Below are 21,035 nucleotides of genomic sequence, written 5' to 3'. Positions count from 1 at the left end.
GATTAATATGAGTGAAGAGGGAATTCTTCTAGCATTAGGTTATACTTCAAGCGAGGCGGTGATAGCGCAACTTCGCGGTATTTTGTCAAAATGTGATTTCACAGACACAGAGTTGGAGCACATCGTTACACTAAACGATAAGCTTAAAATTTATGATGCTTACATCGCTATGTCAAATACAAATCCGTATTTTAAAATCAAAAATGAGGCCGCTACAAAAGAGCGCAAAGAGGCTGTTGTAGATATGATCAAGGCTTGGTCGGATAAATTTAATATAGCCTTAGAAAAAGTGCCGAACAAAGACACTTACTATATCTTAGGCAGATAAGGATAGCTTATGAAAAATTTAATCGCTGTGATGATTGCAGGATTATTTTTAGCAGGTTGTGTCAGCAATGCACCAAAAAGTGCAGTAAGCGCGCCAAAGGCTGGAAAATACAGCTACAACGAGATCCAAGACGGAATCCGCCCAGCCAAAATCGAGGGCAATATCGTCCAAAGCGACGCTTGCAGAAGCGGAAATGGCGCTTTGTGTTTTAGTTTCGCTGAATCAATGTATGCCAAAGGCGATTTTGGCTCAGCTGCAAACGCCTATAATATGGCGTGCGTAGGCACTCAAAACTTCCCAGCTTGCATGAAATTAGCTGAGATGTTTGAGCGCGGACAAGGCGTGCAACAAAACACATTTAATGCAATCGATCTTTACCGCGTAACTTGCTACCACGGATACAAAAACGCTTGCGCAAATATGAGGCGCTTGGGTTATAACGGCTAAATTTAGCCAAATTTGGGGCGAAATTTTAAAATTTATCAAATTTCGCCCTAGCTTTCAAATTTAAATTTTATAAACAAAAAATTTAATCACGCAAATGTAAAATTCGCTCCGATTTTATAAAGGAGATACAAAATGAAAATTTTAAAATTCGCAATTCTTGGCGCGATTGTCGGTCTGTTTTTCACAGGCTGTGCGCACACGAGAGCCTCAGGTAGCGTGGTGTATGATAGCGAAAGTCCGTATTATAGGGGATATTACGAGAGCGATTATTACTATGACAGAGGATATCGCCGTCGCCCTGTGATTTATGATAGACGCCCGGTTATCGTGGATAGGCGTCCTGTCGTGGTAGATAGACGCCCTGTCGTGGTTCGGGACAATCGCCACGGTCATATAAATACTCGCCCGCACACTCGCCCAGCCATCTCTTCGCGCCCGCGTAATCACCGCCCAAGCGATAAATCAATCCGCCACGAGCGCGAAATCCGCAAAATTCATGCTAACAACGGCGAGCGCGAAATGAATTTGAGCCGTGCTAAAAGAGAGACGCAGTTTAGCAGAACAAATTCGAGTGGCAGAGAAATCAAAAGGCGCGAACGCGAGGCTAGGAGCTTTGATAATGACAACGGCGAACGCCACAGAAGCGCACATAGAGATATAAAACGCAGAACAAGATAGATGAAATTTGGCTAAATTCATTGAAATTTAGCCAAATTTGGCTGTTAAATTTAGCCAAATTCTCACGAAATTTTAAATTTTAAAATTCCCTATTTGCATTTGAAAGCATTAATTTTATGCGGTTTTCTTGATTTACCGCACTTGCGCCCGGGTCGTAGTCGATCGCGGCGATGTTGGCGTCTGGGTAGTTTTGCTTGATTTTGCGTATCATACCGCGCGCGATGATGTGATTTGGCAGACAGCCAAATGGCTGGGCGCAGACGACATTTTGCACGCCTTGCTTCATAAACTCGACCATTTCAGCTGTGAGTAGCCACCCTTCGCCCATTTTCACGCCGTGGCTGATGTATCCCTCAGCGGCTGCGCGCACCTCTTTAAATGGCGTTGGCGGACGAAATCCATGTTTTTTCATAGCGCGAATTAATTTTTTTTGGCAAAATTCTAAAATTTTTGCAACCCCAAGGCTACCCCAATACGCCGCACCACCTTTGCCATAGAGCTTTTTGTCATACACAGCATCATAAATGCAAGTCAGCACGAAATCCATTAGCCCGGTATTTACGGGTTCGGCGTTTTCTTTGATTAGATAGGCGTTTAGGCCGTTGTTGCCGATAGGAGAGTATTTCAGATAGATTTCGCCCACGATACCAACTTTGATTTTTGGCTCGCTAGAACGCTTTATTTTGGCGAAATTTTGCAAGATATGGCCAAAATTTTTATTTAGTTTGAAAAATGACTTTTGATTTGTCAAATTTGCGATAAATTCGACCATTTTTTCGTAAATTTCGTTTGTTTGATTAGGAATTTTTTCGTATGGTTTGCACTGATTGTATAAATTCATCATCAAATCACCGTAAAAAATCGCCACAAACAGCTTGATTAGCGCCATTTTGCTTAACGCAAATCCATTTTCATCTAGCGAGCCAAAATTTAGCGAGATTACTGGCACATAGCCAAAACCGCTCTCGTTTAGGGCTTTGCGAAGCAAATTTATATAGTTGCTCGCCCTGCACCCGCCACCTGTTTGGCTTATGAGAAGTGCGACCTTGTGCGTGTCAAATTCGCCACTTTTTAGCGCGTCGATAAACTGCCCGATTACGAGCAGGGCAGGGTAGCACATATCGTTATGGACATTTCGCAAGCCCTCCTCGACGATGTTTGCGCGGTTGTCCCGTAAAAGCACGCTTTTATACCCCTCATCAGCCAAAACGCTTTTCATAAAGCGAAAATGCGGATCGATCATCGTAGGGATTAAAATCGTGTGAGTGCTTTTCATATTTTTTATAAATTTCGCAAACATCATTAGCCTTTTTGTATAAATTGAGCTTTTTCGCGCTCTAACATTGTCGCTTTTAGCGAGCGTAGGCGGATTTTAACAGCCCCTAGATTTGTAACTTCGTCGATTTTAAGCTGAGTGTAAATTTTGCCATTTGCGCGTAGCAGATCGCGCACTTCATCGCCTGTAATCGCGTCTATTCCGCACCCAAAGCTTACGAGTTGCACGAGTTGCATTTTAGGATATTTGCAGATAAATCTAGCCGCGCTATACAGCCTGGCGTGGTATGTCCATTGATTTAGCGATTTGGTTTGAACTTGCATTAGCGGCAGGCTATCCTCGCTTAGCACGATAAATCCGAGAGAATTTAAGTAGCGATCAATCCCGTGATTTACGCTTTTGTCGATATGATATGGTCTGCCAGCAAGCACGATTGCGCTCAAATTTTGCTCGCGGATTAAATTTAGCGTTTCTTCGCCTTTGATTAAAACCGTGTTTTTGTAGTTTTCTAGCTCTTTTTTGCCCTGAAATACGGCGTTTTTGATGACATCAAGCTTAAATTTAAACCCTAAATTTGCTAGCTCTTTTCGCATAGTTTTGGCAAAAAATTCAGGCGCATTTAGATCTAGGTGCGGGTATAAAAACGCCCGCTCATCCAGCGCGCTGACATTTGCTTTGATTAGCTCTGGGTAGTATGCCACCACAGGGCAGTTGTAGCAGTTTTCGCTGATATTTTCGTCTAGGTTGTAGCTCATGCACGGATAAAATATAAAATCGACATTTTGCGCTAGCAAGTCGTAAATATGGCCATGCACGCTTTTGGCTGGGTAGCAGACTGTGTCGCTTGGTATGCTTTGGTTGGCTAAAAACAGCGTCTCTTTGCGCGGTTTGCGAGACAGAGCGACGCTCATACCTAAATTTTCAAAAAACGCACTCCAAAACGGGATCATCTCATACATATTCAAAACAAGCGGAATTCCGACCTTTGGCGCGCCCTCTTTTGGGAGTTTTTTGTATTTTTTCAAAAGCTCGTTTTTAAACTCGAATAAATTCGTAATATCGTTTCTGATAGCCTTACCTGCGCCTCTTTCGCATTTATTTCCGGTGATAAATTTCGAATTTTCAAAATGCGTGATTGTAAGCGGACATTTGTTTGTGCAAAGCTTGCAGGTATCAAATTCGCTTTTGTGCGTAAATATTGCTAGTTTTTCGCTCGTGATTAAATTTGAGCTCTCCGGCGCATTATCGCGCGCAAAAAGCGCAGCCCCATACGCACCCATAAGCTCGCTGATATCGAGCCTGATGACATTTTTGCCAAGCTCTTTTTCAAAGGCTCTTAGCACAGCATTGTTTAAAAATGTCCCGCCCTGAACCACGATATTTTGCCCCAAATCGTCGGAATTTCGCACGCGAATTACCTTGTAAATCGCGTTTTTAATCACGCTAATTGCAAGTCCCGCGCTGATATCTTCCACGCTCGCGCCGTCTTTTTGGGCCTGTTTGACAGATGAGTTCATAAAGACCGTGCAACGGCTACCAAGCTTGGCTGGGTGCGAGGCAAAAAGCCCCATTTTGGCGAAATTTTTGATTTCATGGCCTAGTGAATTCGAAAATGTTTGCAAAAACGACCCGCACCCTGAGCTGCACGCCTCATTTAGCACGATAGAATCGATATTGCCGTCTTTTATCGAAAAACATTTTATATCTTGACCGCCGATATCGATGATGAAATCGACCTTGGGGTTGAAGTGGCGCGCCGCGCTGTAATGCGCGATGGTCTCGACTATGCCGTAATCAAAGCCAAATGCGGTTTTGATTAGCTCCTCGCCATATCCTGTAACGCCTGAGCTTTTGATTTTTATGCGTGAATTACAAAGGGCGTAAATTTCGGTTAGTTTTTCTTGTAAGATATTTATCGGATCGCCCTTATTTGATGAGTAAAATTTGTATAAAAGCTCATAATTTTCGCCGATTAAAACGACCTTAATCGTCGTGCTGCCGCAATCCACGCCCAAATACGCGCTCCCAGAGTATGAGGCGATGTCAGCTTTGGGGACACTCGCTTTTTCGTGGCGGGCGATAAATGCGTCAAATTCGGTCTGCGAGCTAAACAGAGGCTCCTCTGATTCTAAAAGCTCTTTATTTGGGCTTTTTTGCAAAAGTTCTATGATTTTGTCCAAATTTAGCGCAGTGCCTGTTTTTTTGGCATAAATCGCTGAACCATACGCCACGAAAAACGGCCCGATATCAGGGAAGGTGGCGTTTTCGTCGCTTAAATTTAGCGCCTCTTTGAAGCGTTTTTGCAAACCTTTTAAGAAAAATAGAGGTCCGCCTAGAAACAAAATATTGCCCTTAACCTCGCGCCCTTGGGCAAGTCCGGCGATTGTCTGCTCGACTACGGCTGCGTAAATGCTCGCACTTATGTCTTCTTTGCGCACGCCTTGATTTAAAAGAGGCTGAATATCGCTTTTGGCAAAAACCCCGCACCGAGAGGCGATAGGGTAAATTTTGCTCGCGTTGAAACTCAGTCTGTCAAGCTCGGAAATGTCTAAATTTAGCAAATTTGTCATTTGATCGATAAATGCGCCAGTTCCGCCTGCGCACGAGCCGTTCATACGCTCCTCGACCCCGCCTGTGAGAAAAATAATTTTTGCGTCCTCGCCACCTAGTTCGATGACGATATCGGTTTTAGGAAACATCTGCCTAACTCCTAGCGAAGTGGCATAAACCTCTTGGACAAAGGGAATTTCGCAGTTTTTGGCGATACCCATACCGGCTGAACCTGCTATGGAAAGGCTGAAATTTTCGTTTGGATATCTTTTTTGGATTTCTAAAATTCGCTGTAAAACTAGCTCTTTTGGTTTGGCTAAATGTCTTTGGTAAGTTTTTTCTAAAATTTCATTATTTTCATTTAAAATTACTGTTTTTACGGTCGTGGAACCAACATCAATGCCTAGATATATCATAATTCATCACTCTTGAAAATTTTATTGAAATTTTACAAAATTTATTAAAAAAATAAGCTATGTAAAATTTAAATTTCGTGATTTTATACATTGTTTTTAAACGAAAATAAAATAATGATAGATTTTATCTCATTAGCGAGATAAAATCCTATTTTGCGCAAATTCGCGCTGAATTTTGGGCTAAAATTATTTTCTAAGCTCTTTAATTTTAGCAGCTTTACCTTGTCTGTTGCGTAGATAAAATAGTTTTGATCTGCGGACACGACCACGGCGTAATACTTCGATATTTTCGATACTTTCGCTGTAAATTGGGAAAATTCTCTCTACGCCAACGCTGTTAGCACCGATTTTGCGGATGATAAATGTCTCGCTTACGCCTTCGCCGCGTCTAGCGATACATACGCCCTCGAAATTTTGAACACGGCTTTTGTCGCCTTCTTTGATTCTGATAGCGACTTTTAGTGTATCGCCAGCACGAAAATCAGGCACAACTTTGTTTGCAATTTGAGCATCTTCAAATGCTTGAATATACTTGTTTTTCATAAAATGTCCTTTATTTTTTGGCGATTTTTCGGTACATATCCACCCGAAAGTACCTAGTTTTCATTAGCGCCATTTGATTTTTTAAACTGTGCATTTTAGCGTGATTACCCTTTAAAAACTCTGAAATTATAGATAAATTTTTAAAAATATCAGGTTTTGTGAAAGAGGGTGCCTCTAAAAGCCCATCTTCGAAGCTCTCTTCATCAAGCGAGGCAGTATTTCCCAAAACACCGGCTAAATTTCGGCTTATAGCGTCGCTCATACACAGCGCGCCAAGCTCGCCACCAGTTAAGACAAAATCCCCTATGCAAAAAACTTCGCTGACATACTCTTCGATTATGCGCTCGTCGATTCCTTCGTATCTGCCACAAATAAAGCAAATTTCACTCTGCCCAGCTAGGCGTTTCGCGTCGTTTTGGGTAAATTTTTTACCGACTGGGGTTAGGTAGATGATTTTTGCGTTTGGGGAAGTTTTTTTAAACTCATCAAGCGTCCTTGCTAGGGGTTCGGTGCCGATTAAAAGGCCTGCGCCTCCGCCTATCATATAATCATCGACCTTTTTGTATTTGTTGGTAGTAAATTCTCTGGGATTTAAAAAATTTAGCTCGATAATGCCCTTATCAACGGCTCGTTTTAAAATCGAGTCGCCAAAATATGGCTGGATTAAATTTGGAAAAAGGCTTACGAAGGTAAATTTCATGAATTTTCTAAAATCGCCTTAGCGTTTTTGGTTAAAATTTTGCGCTCATCAAGTGAAATTTGAACTACAAAATTATCTAGATATGGCACAAAAAATGTGCTAGCAAGCCCTAAATTTACAAGCTCACTCGCTGTTTTTACCTCGAAAAGATACGCGCTGCCACTCTCCATTATGTCGCTTACTTCGCCCAAAATTTCGCCATCTTCGCAAACGCTAAGCCCCAAAATATCAAAATAGAAAAATTCGCCTTTTTTTAGCGGGCAATTTTTTCTAGTGTTTTCGATAGTTTGATAAAGGGTTTTATTTACTAAATTTTGGGCTAGTTCAATGCTCTCAAAACCTACGAATTTCACAGTGGAATTTGATTGTAAAAATGCAGAAATTTCCAAAACGGTGCCATCTTGTAAATAAAATTTGGCACCTTTTTTAAATTGTTTTGGGAAATCGCTTTTATCGTGAAGTCGCAATGCGCCTTTTAGGCCGACTGTTTTGCCGAGCTTAGCGACTTCGAGCAGGTTTTCAGGCATCTTTGGCTTTAACCGTGATTTTGTAGTTACTCGGATCCTTGGCCTTATAGCCCATGATGACCGTTTTTATGGCGTTAATCATTTTGCCGTCTTTGCCGATAAGTTTGCCAGTATCGGCCTTATCAGCGTAGATGATAATCTCTGTGAAATTATCGCCAGATTTTAGCTCGGTAGAAATCGAGTCTGGGTGATCTACGATTAGCTTTGCGTATTCTTTTATAAAGTTTTCAACCATGATTATTTGCTTGTGATTTGAGCAACTCTATCGCTTAGTTTAGCGCCTACGCTTTTCCAGTAAGCTAGTCTTTCGCTATCTACTTTGACATTGTTTTCGTCTTTTAGAGGGTTATAATAACCGATAGTCTCGATAAAACCGCCGTCGCGTCTTTTTCTGCTATCTGTTACAACTATACGATAAAAAGGTTTTTTCTTTCTACCTAATCTTGTTAGTCTAACAACTGTTGCCATTTTTTCTCCTTGAAATTTTTAAAGTTTTAGAACTTGTAAATACCCAAAATTTGGGCATTGATAAGCTCTAAAACCGAGAATTATCTCGGTTTTTGCACAATCGAGGCTAGCCCTTGCATACCGCCTTTTGACGAGAATTTTTTAGCAAGTTTTGCCGCGTTTGTGAATTGTTTCAAAAATCTATTGACCTCGACTTGCGACAAACCTGCGCCTTGGGCAAGTCTGCGTTTGCGAGAGTTGTTCAATAAATCTGGATTTTCGCGCTCTTTTGGCGTCATAGAATCAATCATAGCTTTAATATGTCTAATCTCTTTTGAATTTTCCAAATCAATATCTTGGATTTTGTTTGCCATGCCAGAAAGTCCAGGAATCATGCCGATTAAATTTTTCATATTTCCTAGCTTTTTGACGCTTTCGAGCTGCGAAATAAAGTCGTTGAAATTAAATTCGCCTTTTTTGATTTTTTTGTTTAATTTTTTTGCCTCTTTTTCGTCGAAAACAGCCGCTGTTTTCTCGACCAATGTCGCTAAATCGCCCTCTCCCATGATACGGCTAGTGATACGATCTGGTATGAAACCCTCTAAATCAGCGACCTTTTCACCCGTTCCGATAAATCTAAGTGGAATTCCTAACTGATGTGCGATTCCAAGGGCGATTCCGCCTTTTGTATCGGCGTCAAATTTGCTCAAAATCACACCGCTGATTTCAAGCACTTCGTTAAATTTAGCCGCTGTTTTCACGCCGTCTTGACCGCTCATCGCGTCAGCGACATAGAAAATTTCATGCGGATTAATCTCTTTTTTGATATTTGAAATTTGCTCCATTAGCGCTTCGTCGATTGCGAGGCGTCCAGCAGTATCGACTAAAAGCACATCATATAATCCAGCTTTTGCTTTTACAAGGGCCTCTTTTGCGACTTTGATAGGGTTTGTTTCGTTATCTAGGGCAAAAAGATCTATCTCGTTTGCTTCGCAAAGTTGTTTTAGTTGCTCGACGGCTGCTAAGCGTTGCAAGTCGCAAGCTGCGATTAACACCTTCTTTTTTCTAAGTTTTAAGAAATTTGCGAGTTTTACAGTGGTGGTTGATTTACCGCTACCTTGCAAACCTGCCATAAGCACGATTGTAGGGTTCGTATCAGCAAAAACAAAGCCCTGATTGCTGCCTTTTGGCGCTGTTAAAATCATGGTTAGGTTGTTTTTGATTGAATCTAAAAATTGCTTTTGACCGATTCCGTTGATTTTGACATCGGCTTCTACTAATGCTATGAAATCTTTGGTTACTTTGTGATGAACATCTGCCTTCAAAAGTGCCTTTTTGAGGGTGTCAAGCGCGTTTTTGAGCGCTTTTTCATCATCGATTGTTTTTAGCTTATTAACCGCATTTTTAAATGATTCACTGATTATCTCAAACACTATCGTTCCCTTATAAAATTATTAAACCTACGATATTACCAAAATTTAACTTAAATAGCTGTTAATATTGCATATTTTTTGGTATATCAAAGCCAAATTCGTTAAATTCGCCTTTTAATGGAGCGATAAATTTAAGTCCTAAAATTTCGGTTTGGTATGAGTGCAAAAACATACGCTTTGATTTGCTTTTGGCGTATTTTTCATCGCCGATTATGCCGTGAGCGAGGCTGGCTAAATGCACCCTGATTTGGTGCGTTCGACCAGTTTCGATTGTGATTTTGACAAAGGATTTTTTACCGCTTACCATGAGCGGAAAAACATTTGTAATCGCCTCTTTGCCGTTTGGCGAAATTTTCGAAATCGCGCCGGATTTGCCCTTGATTGTGAGGATTGGGTCGGTGATTTTGATCTCTTCGCTGACTATGCCATTTACGAGGGCAAGATATGTTTTTTTTACGCGCATGGCTTTGAATTCGTTTATCGCTTTTTGGCGAAATTCCTCGTTTTTAGCCAGCATTATTACTCCGCTTGTCCCCTTATCAAGGCGATTTAAGAGAATTGCGTGATAAATTTTTTCTAAATTTTCGCACTCCAAAAACGCAGGTTTATCCACGGCGATGATGTTTTCGTCCTCGTAAATCAGCTTTGGTTTTTCCATTTTTGCGACGCTAAAAATGGTTTTTTCGCTCATCATTTCGCGCGCTACGCTAAGCTTTTTGCCGTGCGCGCTCACAAGCCCAGCATCTATTAGCGCCTTGGCTTCGTTGTTTGAAATTTTTTCTTGGATTGCTAGAAGTTTATAGGCTTTTTCTTGCATTGATTTCGTCCTTTATGATTTTTATAATGCGTTCTAAATCGCAAATTTGCAAAATTTCGCTCTTTTGGGGCGGGTTTTTTAGCGCGTCACCAAGCTCGCTAGCTTCGCAAATTTTGATATTTTTTACTAGATTATACAGCGCGTTTTGGTTGTGAAAATACCTGCCGCTGATGATTTTAGCGCCAAAGCTAGCAGGTTCGATTGGATTGTGTCCGCCGATATTTGGCACAAAACTGCCACCAAGGATTACAATATCGCTAATGGCGTAGAAATTTATCAGCTCGCCGATTGTATCAAGCAGTATAAAATCGCTTTTGAAATTTTTGTTTTCGCTAAATTTCTCAAAACTCAAATTTAGCTCATCTGCCCAAATTTTCGCGATTTTGGCGCAGTGCTCGAAACGGGCAGGGTGGCGTGGAGCAAGGATAAATTTGAAATTTTTGTTATTTTGCGCGAAATTTTTAAGTCCTGCTAAAATCAGCTCCTCTTCGCCCTCGTGCGTGCTAGCAATCGTGATAGTGGTGCAGTTTTGAAATTTTGGCAAATTTTTGCTTGGAGAGCTAGAATTTGCGCTTTTGATATTTCCAGCTACGATTATGTTTTTTGCGCCAAGCTCGCTAAGACGGGCCTTATCGCGCTCGCTTTGGGCTAAAACCAAATCAATATTTTCAAAAATTTTATTGTAGTAAAATTTAAATCGCAGATAGTTTTTGTAGCTTTTATCTGAAATTCTAGCGTTTAAAAGCACGATAAAAGAGCCGTTTTTTTTCGCGCTTCGCACTAAATTTAGCCACAACTCAGCCTCGAAAATCACGGTAACTTTGGCCTTTTCTAACCAAAATGGAAGCAGATTTTCAAATGGCAAAAAGCGCGAGTTTTGCGTGATTTGCTTCGCTGCTGCAAAGCCCGTGTCTGTGGTTGTGGTAAGGGCTAGGCTATCGAAATTTGAGATTAGGTTTTTAAGCGCATTTACCTCGCCAAGACTGCAAGCGTGAAAATGCACATCGCAGGGGTTGAATTTCGGATTTTTAAATAGCAAAAACCTAGCAGGAAGGCTTTTGCGATATTTTTTTTTGATGGCTAGCACCGCCAAAAACGGCAGTGCAAGTAGCCAGATAAGAAAAGAAAAAAGTGTATAAATCACTCTGCTTCTTTGTATAAAATTCTGCCACAATACGGGCAGGTTACGATATCATCGCTTTTGATAACTGCGCTATAAACTCTGTCGTTTAATCTCATGAAACAGCCATAGCAGGCTTGTTTGCGCACTGGAACGACAGCTGTGTTACTAGCCCATTTGCGGATTTTTTCGTAGAAGGATACGGTTTTTGGATCCATTGATTTGATTAGTTTTTCGCGAACTGAATAAATTTTCGATCTGCTCTCCTCGACCTCGCCCATTTGGGTGCTAACCTCTGCTTTGATCTCTTCAAGCTCTGTCTCAAATGCGCTTTTTTGCGCCTCTAAATCAGCGATTAGGGCTTTTTTTGTTTCGACATGTTTTTCTAATCTATCGATTTGCTCGTTTGCAGCACTTAACTGCTCTTTTGTGATATCGACCTCGACGCTAAGGGCTTTGATCTCTTTTTCTGTTTTTAGTGAGGCTGATTTTTTCGCGCTACTTTTTGATTTAGCGTTTAGCTCCGCGATTTGAGCGTTTGTGAGTGAAATTTGCTCACTTAGCTCCTCGATTTCAGTGTTTAGCACATCGATTTCGTTTTTGGCTTTGTCGATTTGATTAACTTTCGAATTTAGTCTTGCTTGGGCTGCTTCGATTTTTGGCTTGAAGCTGTCTAGTTCTTTGTCGTGTTCGCACAGCTCGACTAACTGATTTAGATATTTGTTCATGATTTTCCTTTTAGTAATATTTAAATGGATTTTTTTGTTCGTTTATTATAACTTTTATTTTATCTTTTGGCAAGTGTGGAGCGAGGCAAGCCCCAAAGTAGCGCTCACTTTCAAAGTGATTGATATCTATCAAACAGACCTTATTTTCTAAATTTTGTATCGCACTATGATATTTGATATCACCTGTGATGAAGCAATCCACGCCCAAATTTTCATTTAGCTCGCTTCCGCTTCCTGTGCAAAGCGCGATCGTTTTGATATGCGCTTTGGCATTTACAGCCCTGATTATAGGCATGTTAAATTTGGCTTTTATGTCGCTTACAAGCTCATAAAAGCTCATATCCACGCGCATGAATTCCAAAAATTCTCTGCTTTCATAAATTTCATAGCCCAAAATTTCACGCGCGACATATTTATTTAGCAGATGTTTGTCGAAATTCGTGTGCATGGCAATGACGCTGATGTTTTTTTGGATTAGTTGATAAATCAAATTTGAGGGATAAATTAGCGGATTTAGCGATTTTAATCCCTTAAAAATCAGCGGATGATGAACGATGAGAAGCGAGCCTGGCCAGGCTTTTTCTACTAATTCGCTAGTAACATCAAGGCTAAGATAAACTTCGCCTATCTCGCTTCCTGCTTCGCCTAGTAAAATTCCGCTATTATCCCAGCTCTCGGCGTCCTCAAAGGGCGCGAGAGTATTTAGAATTTCATAAATTTCGCCTAGTTTCACGAATTTTCCTTAGCCAAATTTTGCAAGTATTTTTCTGAATCGGCATAGCAAAGCGCGCAGTTTTTCGCCATATCACGGATTTTTAGGATATAGTCTTGTCTTTGGGTTACGCTGATTGCGCCTCTGGCATCAAGGACATTGAAGGTGTGTGCTGCTAGCATGCAGTAATCATACGCTGGTAGAGCCAGTCCCTGCGCTAGGATAGATTTGCACTCGGCTGAGGCGTTTTCAAACTGCGCAAAAAGCCTATTTGCGTCTGCGACTTCGAAATTGTATTTAGAAAACTCAAATTCGCTTCTTTTATGCACATCGCCATAAGTTACATTTTCGTCCCACGCTATGTCATAGACATTGTCCTTGTTTTGTAGATACATGGCAAGTCTTTCGAGCCCATAAGTGATCTCGCCACTGATTAGCTCGCAAGGGATTCCACCTACTTGTTGAAAATATGTGAATTGCGTAACTTCCATGCCATCTAGCCAAACCTCCCAGCCTAGCCCCCAAGCGCCAAGAGTTGGGCTCTCCCAGTTATCCTCGATGAAGCGAATATCGTGTTCTTTGAGATTTAGCCCCAAACGCTCCAAGCTTTTTAAATACAGCTCTTGGATATTATCTGGGCTTGGTTTTAAAATCACTTGAAATTGATAATATGCGCCAAGGCGGTTTGGGTTTTCGCCATAACGCCCGTCAGTTGGGCGGCGGCTCGGTGCTACATAGGCTACATTCCACGGCTTATTTCCGATAGCGCGCAAAAATGTAGCTTGGTGGTATGTGCCAGCTCCACTTGGCATGTCATAAGGCTGGACAAGTAAGCAGCCTTGCTCGTGCCAGTAGTTTTGAAGTGTTAAGATGATTTGTGAAAATGTCATAGTTTTCCTTTATAAAATTACTTCGATATTTTGTGAATCTTTTTGTAATGCTTCTGCTTGTTGCGCTCTGTTTGCAAGCAGTTTTGCAGCTAAGCTCTCATCACTTAGGGCTAGGATTTGCACGGCTAAAAACGCTGCGTTTTTCGCCCCTGCTTTGCCGATAGCTAGGGTCGCCACAGGTATTCCACCTGGCATTTGCACTGTGGCATATAGCGCGTCCATGCCTCCTAGCGCGCTTCCACCAAGAGGGATTCCAAGCACAGGTTTGGTTGTGTTTGCTGCCACGGCTCCTGCTAAATGAGCTGCCATGCCAGCAGCGCAGATAAAGACCTGCGCGCCCTTTTTCTCGGCGTTTGCGACATACTCGGCGGTGCGTTTTGGTGAGCGGTGAGCGGAGCTGATTATCATTTCATAAGCCACGCCAAATTCTTTTAGGATTTTCGCGCACTCATTTACGATTTCATAATCGCTTTTCGAACCCATTATTATCGATACAAATTTCACTTTATTTCCTTTCTTAAAAAGCTAAATTCTGGCAAATTTGCAGGAAGTTTGATTTCGTTTAAATTCCCGCTGTGAATTTCGCTAAATTCTTTGTTATTTCTGGCAATCAAACGGCTAAATTTGATAAATTTTTTACCCCCGTTTTCAAAAATTTCGCCAAATTCGTTTTGGCAAGGCTTAATTTGCGCTCCAAAAGGCGCGAAAATTTCATAAATTTCGCCTAGCGCGATTTTATCTTTGACGCTGATAAACTCGCCGTCATTTGAAATAGCGCAAACTTGGTGCGTGCCTTCTTCGATACTTGTGTTTAAATTTTGCGTATCGTCGCGCTCGTAAGGGCGTTTGATGAGGTATCCGTCGCTAAAACCGCGATTTTTCAGCGTCGCTAGCTCGCTTTCGTAAATTTCAGGCTCAAATTTACCGCTAGCTGCGTCATCAATCGCGCGTCTGTAAGCGTTCGTGGCGCATGCGACATAATATTCGCTTTTGGTGCGACCCTCGATTTTGAAGCTATCAATCGCGCCTGTTTGGAGGATTTTTTCGGCGTGGCTAGCTAGTTTGAGATCTTTGGCGTTCATTATGTAAGTGCCCTCGTTTTCGCACTCTTGCAGGCGAAATAGGGCGTTATTGTCGTTACTTTTGGCGTAAATTTCGTATTTGAAACGGCAATCGTTCGCGCAACTGCCTCTGTTGCTAAATCGCCCGCTTTGAACCGCGCTGATTAGGCAGCGCCCACTGTAAGCAAAGCACATCGAGCCATGCACGAAAATTTCGATTTCTAAATTTGGCAAATGCTCTTTGATTAGCACGGCGTCTTTTAGCGTCATTTCGCGCGCTGCTACTATGCGTGTAGCCCCTAGCTCGCTCCAAACCTGCGCGTCAAGCCAGTTTAGGACATTTGCTTGGGTCGAGATATGTAGCGGAATATCTGGGGCGAATTTTTTTGCCAAACGCGCTACGCCAAGGGTCGCGACCAAAATCCCATCTACGCGCAAATCTTGCAAGTATTCAAGGTGGCGCGCGAGAGTGTCGATTTGGACATTTGTGGGAAATCCATTTACCGTGGCGTAGATTTTTTTGCCCATTTTATGGGTAAAACAGACGCCCTCTTCAAAGCTAGTTTTATCAAATTCCTTTGCGCTTCTTTGGCGAAGCGAAAATGCCCCCGTGCTCGCATACACGGCGTCTGCGCCATAAGCGATTGCGATTTTTAGTTTAGTTAAATTTCCTGCTGGACTTAGAAGTTCTGGTTTTTTCAAAAATAATCCTATAAAATTTTTTAAAGCGTGATTTTACTACAATTTAGCAAAAAAATATTTTAAGGAAGCAAAATGAAGGTCGATTTACACAACCACACAACCCTTTGCAACCACGCTAGCGGGAGCGTTTGCGAGTATGTGCAAAGAGCGTGCGAGCTAGGGTTTGATATCTATGGATTTGCCGATCATGCGCCGATGAATTTCGATGAAAAGTATCGTATGAGCTTTTCGCAGATGAGCGAATATGAGCGCATGATAAATGAAGCAAGGTCGAAATTTGGGGATAAAATCGAAATTTTAACCGGCTATGAAGTGGATTTTATGCGAAATCGCGCGCTTATTGATGAGCGAGTTTTGACGCGCAAATGCGATTACTTAATCGGTTCGGTGCATTTTTTGGATAATTGGGGCTTTGATAATGAGGAATTTATCGCGCAGTGGAGCGAGCGCGATATAGACGATATTTACGCTGAGTATTTTGCGCTGATTTGTGCGCTGTGTGATAGCGGTAAATTTGACATTTTGGGACATTTTGATTTGATTAAAATTTTTAAATTTACCCCTAAAAAGGATATTAGAATTCTAGCGCGCGAAGCTGTGAAGGCTGTGAAAAAAAGCGGTATCACGCTAGAATTAAACGCCGCTGGACTTCGCAAAATGGTAGGTGAGATTTACCCAAGCGACGCGCTTTTGGCTGAGTTTGCGAGCGAGGGCGTGGATATTAGCTTTGGTTGCGATGCGCACGCTGTGGCACAAGTGGGCTTTGGATACGATGAGCTGATGCGCAAGGCTAGGGCGTTTGGCTGGGATAAGATTGCTTTGTATCGCTCACGAGATAAAGAGCTAGTGAAATTTTAAATTTAAGGCAAGAATTTGGATATTTACGAACTAGAAAATTTAAGAAAAAATACTTTAAAGGAAATTGATAATTTAAAGCCTTTTGTTATTTTGGGGACTTTTGTAATCCCGAGTTTGGTTTTGATAATTTTTCATTATTCTGGTTATGATGTAAAAAGTGCAAGTATTCCCATTGCTTTTATTTTATGTTTGCCTATGATTTTTTATATTGCGGATATTTTTGAGCTTGATAAAACGCCACAAATAAAATATATGTTGTTTGCCAGAATTACACCTATGATATTTTTTACAATAGCAACAAATTTGGCAGAAAAATATCCAAAATTTTTCTATATTGTAGTTATAATTTTTACTATTTTTTCAATGAATTTAATTTATAAAATGTGTATGAAAAGCATAAAAAAATCAAAACAGAAAAAGTATCAAAAAGAATTTAAAATTCAATCTTTGAAGCCTTATTTGGCAGAGTTTGGTTATGATTATAATGAAAATGGTTTAATAGAAAATATGTATTTAAGACATAGTAAAATTTTTAGAGAAAGTATTAATTATATAGAAAGTGGTAATGATAAAATTTGTGGAAAAGTCGATGGAATAAAATTTACTTTTGTAGATATAGCTCTTGTTGATACTATAAAAGGATATGATATTTACGGCGTATTTTTTCATGCTAGTTTTAACAAAAAGGCAAATTCAAATTTATTTGTAATTTCAAATGACACCACAAATGACAACGCCAAACAATTTAAAAAAATCACAATGGATAATAGCGAATTTAACGCTAAATTTAGCGTTTATTCAAATGATTTGCAAAATGCAATGTATATTTTAAGTCCTGCGTTTATGAAGCGACTTTTGGATTTGAAAAGACGGCTGAATTTCCCAATCAGCGTTAGTTTTGCGGGAGATAAAATTTACATATTTTTAGATACGGGCAAGGATAATTTTGAGCCAGACATCGATAAAAGTGTTTTACGCGCAAACCCAGCTTTTACCATAAAACGAGAACTTTCGCATTTTTTATCAATCGTTAAAACTCTAAATTTAAATACAAGAATTTGGAAAGCGTGAAATTTGGCTAAATTTTGCGTGGAATTTTGTAGAATTTTGCCATTTTGGTAGCTGTGAATTTAAAATTTGTAGATTGCCACGCTCGTTTCACTCGCTCGCAATGACACTTAAAAGCGAAATTTCGGTGCAGTATCCTAAAATTTGCGAAGCGAAATTTAAAAATTTCACTAAATTTTAGTGTTTTTTCAGCAAATCTTGCAAACTTTCCTTGACATTTTTGCCATTTAAAATTTTATTCACTTCGCTTGAAATCGGCGTGTAAATCCCATGCTCTTTGGCGATTTTTTCGACTGCGCGCGCAGTATATACGCCCTCTGCGACCTCGCCAAGCTCGCTTAAAATTTGCTCCAAACTTTTGTTTTTAGCTAGGCCTAGCCCCACGCGGTAGTTGCGCGAAAGCTCGCTAGAAGCGGTCAAAAACAGATCGCCAACCCCGCTAAGACCCAAAAATGTGTCGTCCTGCGCGCCAAAAAACTTGCCAAATCGTGCGATTTCGACGATTCCACGCGCGATGAGGCTGGCTCTGGCGTTGTTACCTAGCCCCAGTCCGTCGCAAATCCCGCTGGCTATGGCGATGACATTTTTATACGCGCCACAGATTTCTGCGCCGATGACATCGGTGCTGGCGTAGGTTTTCATGTATGGCGGGAAAAGCTCTGCAATCGCTTCGGCGAGGGCGAGGTTTGCAGAGCTTACCACGAGGGCACAAGGCAGTTTGCGCGTAACTTCGCTCGCAAATGAGGGGCCTGAGAGGTAGGCGAGGTTTTGCGCGCTCGTGTGGCGCTCGAAAATCTCGTTTAAAAACCTGCCACTGCTGGCCTCGATGCCCTTTGAGGCGACTAGGATTTTTTGGTTTTTGTTTGTGAAATTATGGGCTAAAAACTCCGCCGTGTGCTGAGCGGCGATGACAAATACTAGCATTTCGCAATCCAAGGCTTCTTCGATACTGACGAAATTTGGCAAATTTCGCGGTGTGCGCGAGGTTATGACGCACTCGTTTTTTTCGCTTAACGCGCCACAAAGCGCACTTCCCCATTTACCTGCCCCGATGATTGCTATTTTCATTTTGCCTCTTTTTTGAAAAATTTAGCTAGGATTTTAGCAAAATTTATTTTATTTTTTCATAATACGGCATAAGGTCGAATTCGCGGGATTTTTGCTCGAATTTATCGTAATATTCGTCAAAATTTTGTGGCGTCAAAAGCCCTGTGCCGTCTTTTAAATACAAAAGCATTTGAGAGTTAAATTTATGCGAATAGTGCGTTAAATCTTTGTAGTTTGCGATATCATCAGGATAATCCGTATCACCCCAAGCGTAAATTTTTAGATTTTTGTAAATTTGGCTTTGCTCTACCAAATAACGCAAAACTTCTTTTGTAACCAAAAAATCTCGCTTTTTAGTGTGAAATTCTATGGCATTATGTATGCGAGAATACGGCGGCAAGACGATATAAAACTCAGTTTGTGGGTTTTGCGAAACAAATTTTAAAATATATTCATCGACATATATTTTAGAATTTGTAATTTGTTCGTTTAAATTCTTCAAAATTTGTTTTTTGCTACTGTTTATATAATTTAGCCTGTTTTTTATATCATCAATATTAGTTTTTGCATTTGGTGTCTGCATTTTTATCCAGTTTTCAAAACCATAATCATTGATATTAAATTTACTAGCCCATTCTCTTGGTGTATCGATATTAAATTTTTGACAAGAAAAAAGTGATTTTAGTGTTGTTATAAAAACATATTTATCAAAATAAACTTTATATTTTTCAAATTTATTATTTGCATACAAAGGTTTAAATTTAGAAAAATTATATTCTGGTGCACCTTTTCTTGCGCCAATAATAACATTGTAATCAAATGAATATATAATTTTTTTTAATTGTTTTTGTCTTAAAATATATTCCAAAATTAAACTTCGTTCAAATAAATCACTACCTGCGAGTGATAAATTTACAAATTTAGCGCCTAAATTCTGTGAAGCTTCTTTTGCAGAAGTATTTTCTAGCATAGAGCTTCCTAAAACAATGCTATCAAAATTATCATAGTTATTAATAATCATAAAAGCGTTAAATCGCATATTTAAATCCGCAGTTTCACAAAAATATGGTTTATGAAAAAATCTAAGCGGATCAATCAACCAAATAGTAAAAAGCAAAATTAAAAAGAAAGATATAAAAAATCCAAAAAATGCCAAAACTAATTTTTTATGCACGGTTAAAACCTTAAAAATTAAAATATATAAATTCGCTATACTCACCAAAAAGTGAAACATAGGTAGATACAAAAAATATCAACGAAAAATAAAATGAATATCTAAATTTATTTTTATTAACGCTAAATTCAATTGAATTTTTAAAAAAATTGCTAAAAAAGATTGCAATAACTAAGATATATGGTAAAAACATTAAATAATCACCTTTTACAAGCGCTTTGATTATTTCTAAAAATTCGTAATTTTTCCAAAAAGTTAGACTTGATAAATCAATGCCATTTACCCCAACCATACCTTTTAGCACTTTTATAGCATCATCAAACGAATTTGCCCTAAAAAATACCCATGCAAAATTTACAAAATTAAATGTGATTATCCAAGCTAGGATTTTTGGTAGTTTGATTTTTGTAAGCGACCAAAGGCGGTGGATTACCAGTGCTATGCCGTGCAAAAAGCCCCAAAATACAAATGTCCAACCAGCCCCGTGCCAAATTCCGCCGATTAAAAAAGTAGCAAATAAATTTAAGCAGGTCCGAGTTAGCCCCCCCCTATTTCCCCCAAGCGGAATATAGATATAATCACGCAAAAATCGCCCCAAAGTGATATGCCACCTACGCCAAAAGTCCTGTATGTCAGTAGCTTTATAAGGCGAGTTGAAATTTATAGGAAGTCGTATGTTAAATAAAAGTGCAGCACCTATCGCCATATCGCAGTATCCGCTAAAATCAAAATAAAGCTGAAAAGTATAAGATAGCGAAGTCTGCCACGCCGTAAAAAACTCTAAAACCTCCATTTTATCAAAGCCCTGTGTGGCATAAACGGCGAAAGTATCAGCGATGACGACCTTTTTAAAAAGCCCCATTGAAAAGATAAAAAGCCCTAGCAAAATGTTGCCATAATTTTTGACTTTATTGCGAATTTTGGCAAACTGCGGCATCATTTCCTTATGATGAACAATCGGACCTGCGATGAGTTGCGGGAAAAACGAGACAAAAAGAGCATAAGATAAAAAATCATACTCTTTTGTTTCGCCTTTGTAGCTATCGACTAGGTAGGCGATTTGTTGAAATGTAAAAAACGAAATCGCTAACGGCAAAGTAAGTTTTAAAAACTCAAATTCGGTGCCAAAGATAAAATTTGCGTTTAATATGAAAAAATCTGCGTATTTAAAATAGCCCAAAAGTGCAACATTTCCACAAATTCCAATGATAAGAAGTGTTTTTGGTGAGATTTGCTTTTTTAAATTTGCGTTGCCAAAATTCCTTGATAAATACGAACCAATCGTGAAATTAAAAACCATAGAAACTAGGATTAATGGCAAATACGCAGGGTTCCACCAGCTGTAAAAAAATAGACTAGCCACGACCAAAAAAGCTTTTGCCGCTTCGCTCAATCTTTTGTGATTAAGCCAAAAATATACAAAAAATGTTATCGGCAAAAATGCAAAGATAAAAACTGGGCTATTAAAGAGCAAATTTAATCCTTTAAATTATTTTAAAAACGCTCAAAATTT

At 40.0% G+C, this 21,035-nt stretch carries 23 protein-coding genes; 5 read left to right on the top strand and 18 right to left on the bottom strand.

Annotation, left to right across the window (positions count from 1 at the left end):
* Positions 1 to 7 precede the first annotated feature (7 nt).
* From OFN91_RS05770 to OFN91_RS05760, 3 genes are all read left to right on the top strand, one after another.
* Positions 8 to 328: a type II secretion system protein gene (locus OFN91_RS05770; RefSeq protein ID WP_270858261.1), complete on the top strand. Its 321-nt coding sequence runs from the start codon at positions 8 to 10 to the stop codon at positions 326 to 328.
* A gap of 9 nt (positions 329 to 337) precedes the next feature.
* On the top strand, positions 338 to 775 hold the full coding sequence (locus OFN91_RS05765) for a hypothetical protein (protein WP_270865089.1): 438 nt from the start codon (positions 338 to 340) through the stop codon (positions 773 to 775).
* A 132-nt stretch (positions 776 to 907) separates the two neighbouring features.
* The gene (locus tag OFN91_RS05760; protein WP_270873580.1) at positions 908 to 1,453 is read left to right on the top strand and encodes a hypothetical protein; all 546 of its coding nucleotides are present in this window, start codon (positions 908 to 910) and stop codon (positions 1,451 to 1,453) included.
* Positions 1,454 to 1,532: 79 nt separating this feature from the next.
* On the opposite strand, the gene OFN91_RS05755 is transcribed toward OFN91_RS05760, so the two are convergent.
* From OFN91_RS05755 to OFN91_RS05685, 15 genes are all read right to left on the bottom strand, one after another.
* Positions 1,533 to 2,753 (bottom strand): 2-hydroxyacyl-CoA dehydratase, encoded by a 1,221-nt coding sequence (locus OFN91_RS05755; protein ID WP_270862037.1) that lies wholly within the window; start codon positions 2,751 to 2,753, stop codon positions 1,533 to 1,535.
* 2 nt (positions 2,754 to 2,755) lie between these two features.
* On the bottom strand, positions 2,756 to 5,695 hold the full coding sequence (locus OFN91_RS05750; protein ID WP_270873579.1) for an acyl-CoA dehydratase activase: 2,940 nt from the start codon (positions 5,693 to 5,695) through the stop codon (positions 2,756 to 2,758).
* A 186-nt stretch (positions 5,696 to 5,881) separates the two neighbouring features.
* The gene (gene rplS / locus OFN91_RS05745; RefSeq protein ID WP_270858256.1) at positions 5,882 to 6,238 is read right to left on the bottom strand and encodes a 50S ribosomal protein L19; all 357 of its coding nucleotides are present in this window, start codon (positions 6,236 to 6,238) and stop codon (positions 5,882 to 5,884) included.
* 10 nt (positions 6,239 to 6,248) lie between these two features.
* Entirely contained in the window at positions 6,249 to 6,938 is a 690-nt protein-coding gene (gene trmD, locus OFN91_RS05740) for a tRNA (guanosine(37)-N1)-methyltransferase TrmD (RefSeq protein WP_270865974.1), read from the bottom strand.
* Positions 6,935 to 7,465: a ribosome maturation factor RimM gene (rimM, locus tag OFN91_RS05735; protein WP_270858254.1), complete on the bottom strand. Its 531-nt coding sequence runs from the start codon at positions 7,463 to 7,465 to the stop codon at positions 6,935 to 6,937. Before rimM ends, trmD begins: the two co-directional genes overlap by 4 nt.
* Entirely contained in the window at positions 7,458 to 7,700 is a 243-nt protein-coding gene (locus OFN91_RS05730; protein WP_270858253.1) for a KH domain-containing protein, read from the bottom strand. Before OFN91_RS05730 ends, rimM begins: the two co-directional genes overlap by 8 nt.
* A 2-nt stretch (positions 7,701 to 7,702) precedes the next feature.
* The gene (rpsP, locus tag OFN91_RS05725; RefSeq protein ID WP_270858252.1) at positions 7,703 to 7,933 is read right to left on the bottom strand and encodes a 30S ribosomal protein S16; all 231 of its coding nucleotides are present in this window, start codon (positions 7,931 to 7,933) and stop codon (positions 7,703 to 7,705) included.
* A gap of 80 nt (positions 7,934 to 8,013) precedes the next feature.
* The gene (gene ffh / locus OFN91_RS05720; RefSeq protein WP_270865975.1) at positions 8,014 to 9,345 is read right to left on the bottom strand and encodes a signal recognition particle protein; all 1,332 of its coding nucleotides are present in this window, start codon (positions 9,343 to 9,345) and stop codon (positions 8,014 to 8,016) included.
* 61 nt (positions 9,346 to 9,406) lie between these two features.
* Complete coding sequence (locus OFN91_RS05715) at positions 9,407 to 10,162, bottom strand: RluA family pseudouridine synthase (protein WP_270865976.1); 756 nt, start codon at positions 10,160 to 10,162, stop codon at positions 9,407 to 9,409.
* Positions 10,143 to 11,306: a lipid IV(A) 3-deoxy-D-manno-octulosonic acid transferase gene (gene waaA, locus OFN91_RS05710; RefSeq protein WP_270865977.1), complete on the bottom strand. Its 1,164-nt coding sequence runs from the start codon at positions 11,304 to 11,306 to the stop codon at positions 10,143 to 10,145. The genes OFN91_RS05715 and waaA overlap by 20 nt, the downstream gene beginning before the upstream one ends.
* Positions 11,303 to 12,010 carry a zinc ribbon domain-containing protein gene (locus tag OFN91_RS05705; protein ID WP_270873578.1) on the bottom strand — a complete coding sequence of 236 codons (708 nt, stop codon included), beginning with the start codon at positions 12,008 to 12,010 and terminating at the stop codon, positions 11,303 to 11,305. The genes waaA and OFN91_RS05705 overlap by 4 nt, the downstream gene beginning before the upstream one ends.
* A gap of 10 nt (positions 12,011 to 12,020) precedes the next feature.
* The gene (locus tag OFN91_RS05700) at positions 12,021 to 12,743 is read right to left on the bottom strand and encodes a Nif3-like dinuclear metal center hexameric protein (RefSeq protein ID WP_270858247.1); all 723 of its coding nucleotides are present in this window, start codon (positions 12,741 to 12,743) and stop codon (positions 12,021 to 12,023) included.
* Positions 12,740 to 13,612 carry a glycine--tRNA ligase subunit alpha gene (glyQ, locus tag OFN91_RS05695; RefSeq protein WP_270873577.1) on the bottom strand — a complete coding sequence of 291 codons (873 nt, stop codon included), beginning with the start codon at positions 13,610 to 13,612 and terminating at the stop codon, positions 12,740 to 12,742. The genes OFN91_RS05700 and glyQ overlap by 4 nt, the downstream gene beginning before the upstream one ends.
* Before the next feature lie 9 nt (positions 13,613 to 13,621).
* Complete coding sequence (gene purE, locus OFN91_RS05690; protein WP_270873576.1) at positions 13,622 to 14,116, bottom strand: 5-(carboxyamino)imidazole ribonucleotide mutase; 495 nt, start codon at positions 14,114 to 14,116, stop codon at positions 13,622 to 13,624.
* A complete protein-coding gene (locus OFN91_RS05685) occupies positions 14,113 to 15,375 on the bottom strand; it encodes a peptidase U32 family protein (protein ID WP_270873575.1) in 1,263 nt (420 codons plus the stop codon). The genes purE and OFN91_RS05685 overlap by 4 nt, the downstream gene beginning before the upstream one ends.
* A 72-nt stretch (positions 15,376 to 15,447) precedes the next feature.
* Between OFN91_RS05685 and OFN91_RS05680 the strand changes: the two genes are divergently transcribed.
* Together OFN91_RS05680 and OFN91_RS05675 are read left to right on the top strand one after the other, a co-directional pair.
* Positions 15,448 to 16,233 (top strand): histidinol-phosphatase, encoded by a 786-nt coding sequence (locus OFN91_RS05680; protein ID WP_270873574.1) that lies wholly within the window; start codon positions 15,448 to 15,450, stop codon positions 16,231 to 16,233.
* 15 nt (positions 16,234 to 16,248) lie between these two features.
* Positions 16,249 to 17,304, top strand: coding sequence for a DUF3137 domain-containing protein (locus OFN91_RS05675; protein WP_270873573.1), 1,056 nt, complete (start codon positions 16,249 to 16,251; stop codon positions 17,302 to 17,304).
* Between the two features lie 174 nt (positions 17,305 to 17,478).
* Here OFN91_RS05675 and OFN91_RS05670 read toward each other — a convergent pair whose 3' ends face one another.
* From OFN91_RS05670 to OFN91_RS05660, 3 genes are all read right to left on the bottom strand, one after another.
* On the bottom strand, positions 17,479 to 18,369 hold the full coding sequence (locus OFN91_RS05670; RefSeq protein ID WP_270873572.1) for an NAD(P)H-dependent glycerol-3-phosphate dehydrogenase: 891 nt from the start codon (positions 18,367 to 18,369) through the stop codon (positions 17,479 to 17,481).
* Between the two features lie 43 nt (positions 18,370 to 18,412).
* Complete coding sequence (locus OFN91_RS05665) at positions 18,413 to 19,369, bottom strand: hypothetical protein (RefSeq protein ID WP_270873571.1); 957 nt, start codon at positions 19,367 to 19,369, stop codon at positions 18,413 to 18,415.
* 163 nt (positions 19,370 to 19,532) lie between these two features.
* Positions 19,533 to 20,996: an MBOAT family O-acyltransferase gene (locus OFN91_RS05660; RefSeq protein WP_270873570.1), complete on the bottom strand. Its 1,464-nt coding sequence runs from the start codon at positions 20,994 to 20,996 to the stop codon at positions 19,533 to 19,535.
* Positions 20,997 to 21,035: the final 39 nt, after the last annotated feature.

It is taken from the genome of Campylobacter sp. JMF_08 NE1 (genome assembly GCF_027737875.1).
Taxonomy (GTDB): Bacteria; Campylobacterota; Campylobacteria; order Campylobacterales; family Campylobacteraceae; genus Campylobacter_B.
The sequence above is the reverse complement of the archived record's forward strand: the minus strand, read 5'-3'. Positions and strand labels throughout refer to the sequence as shown.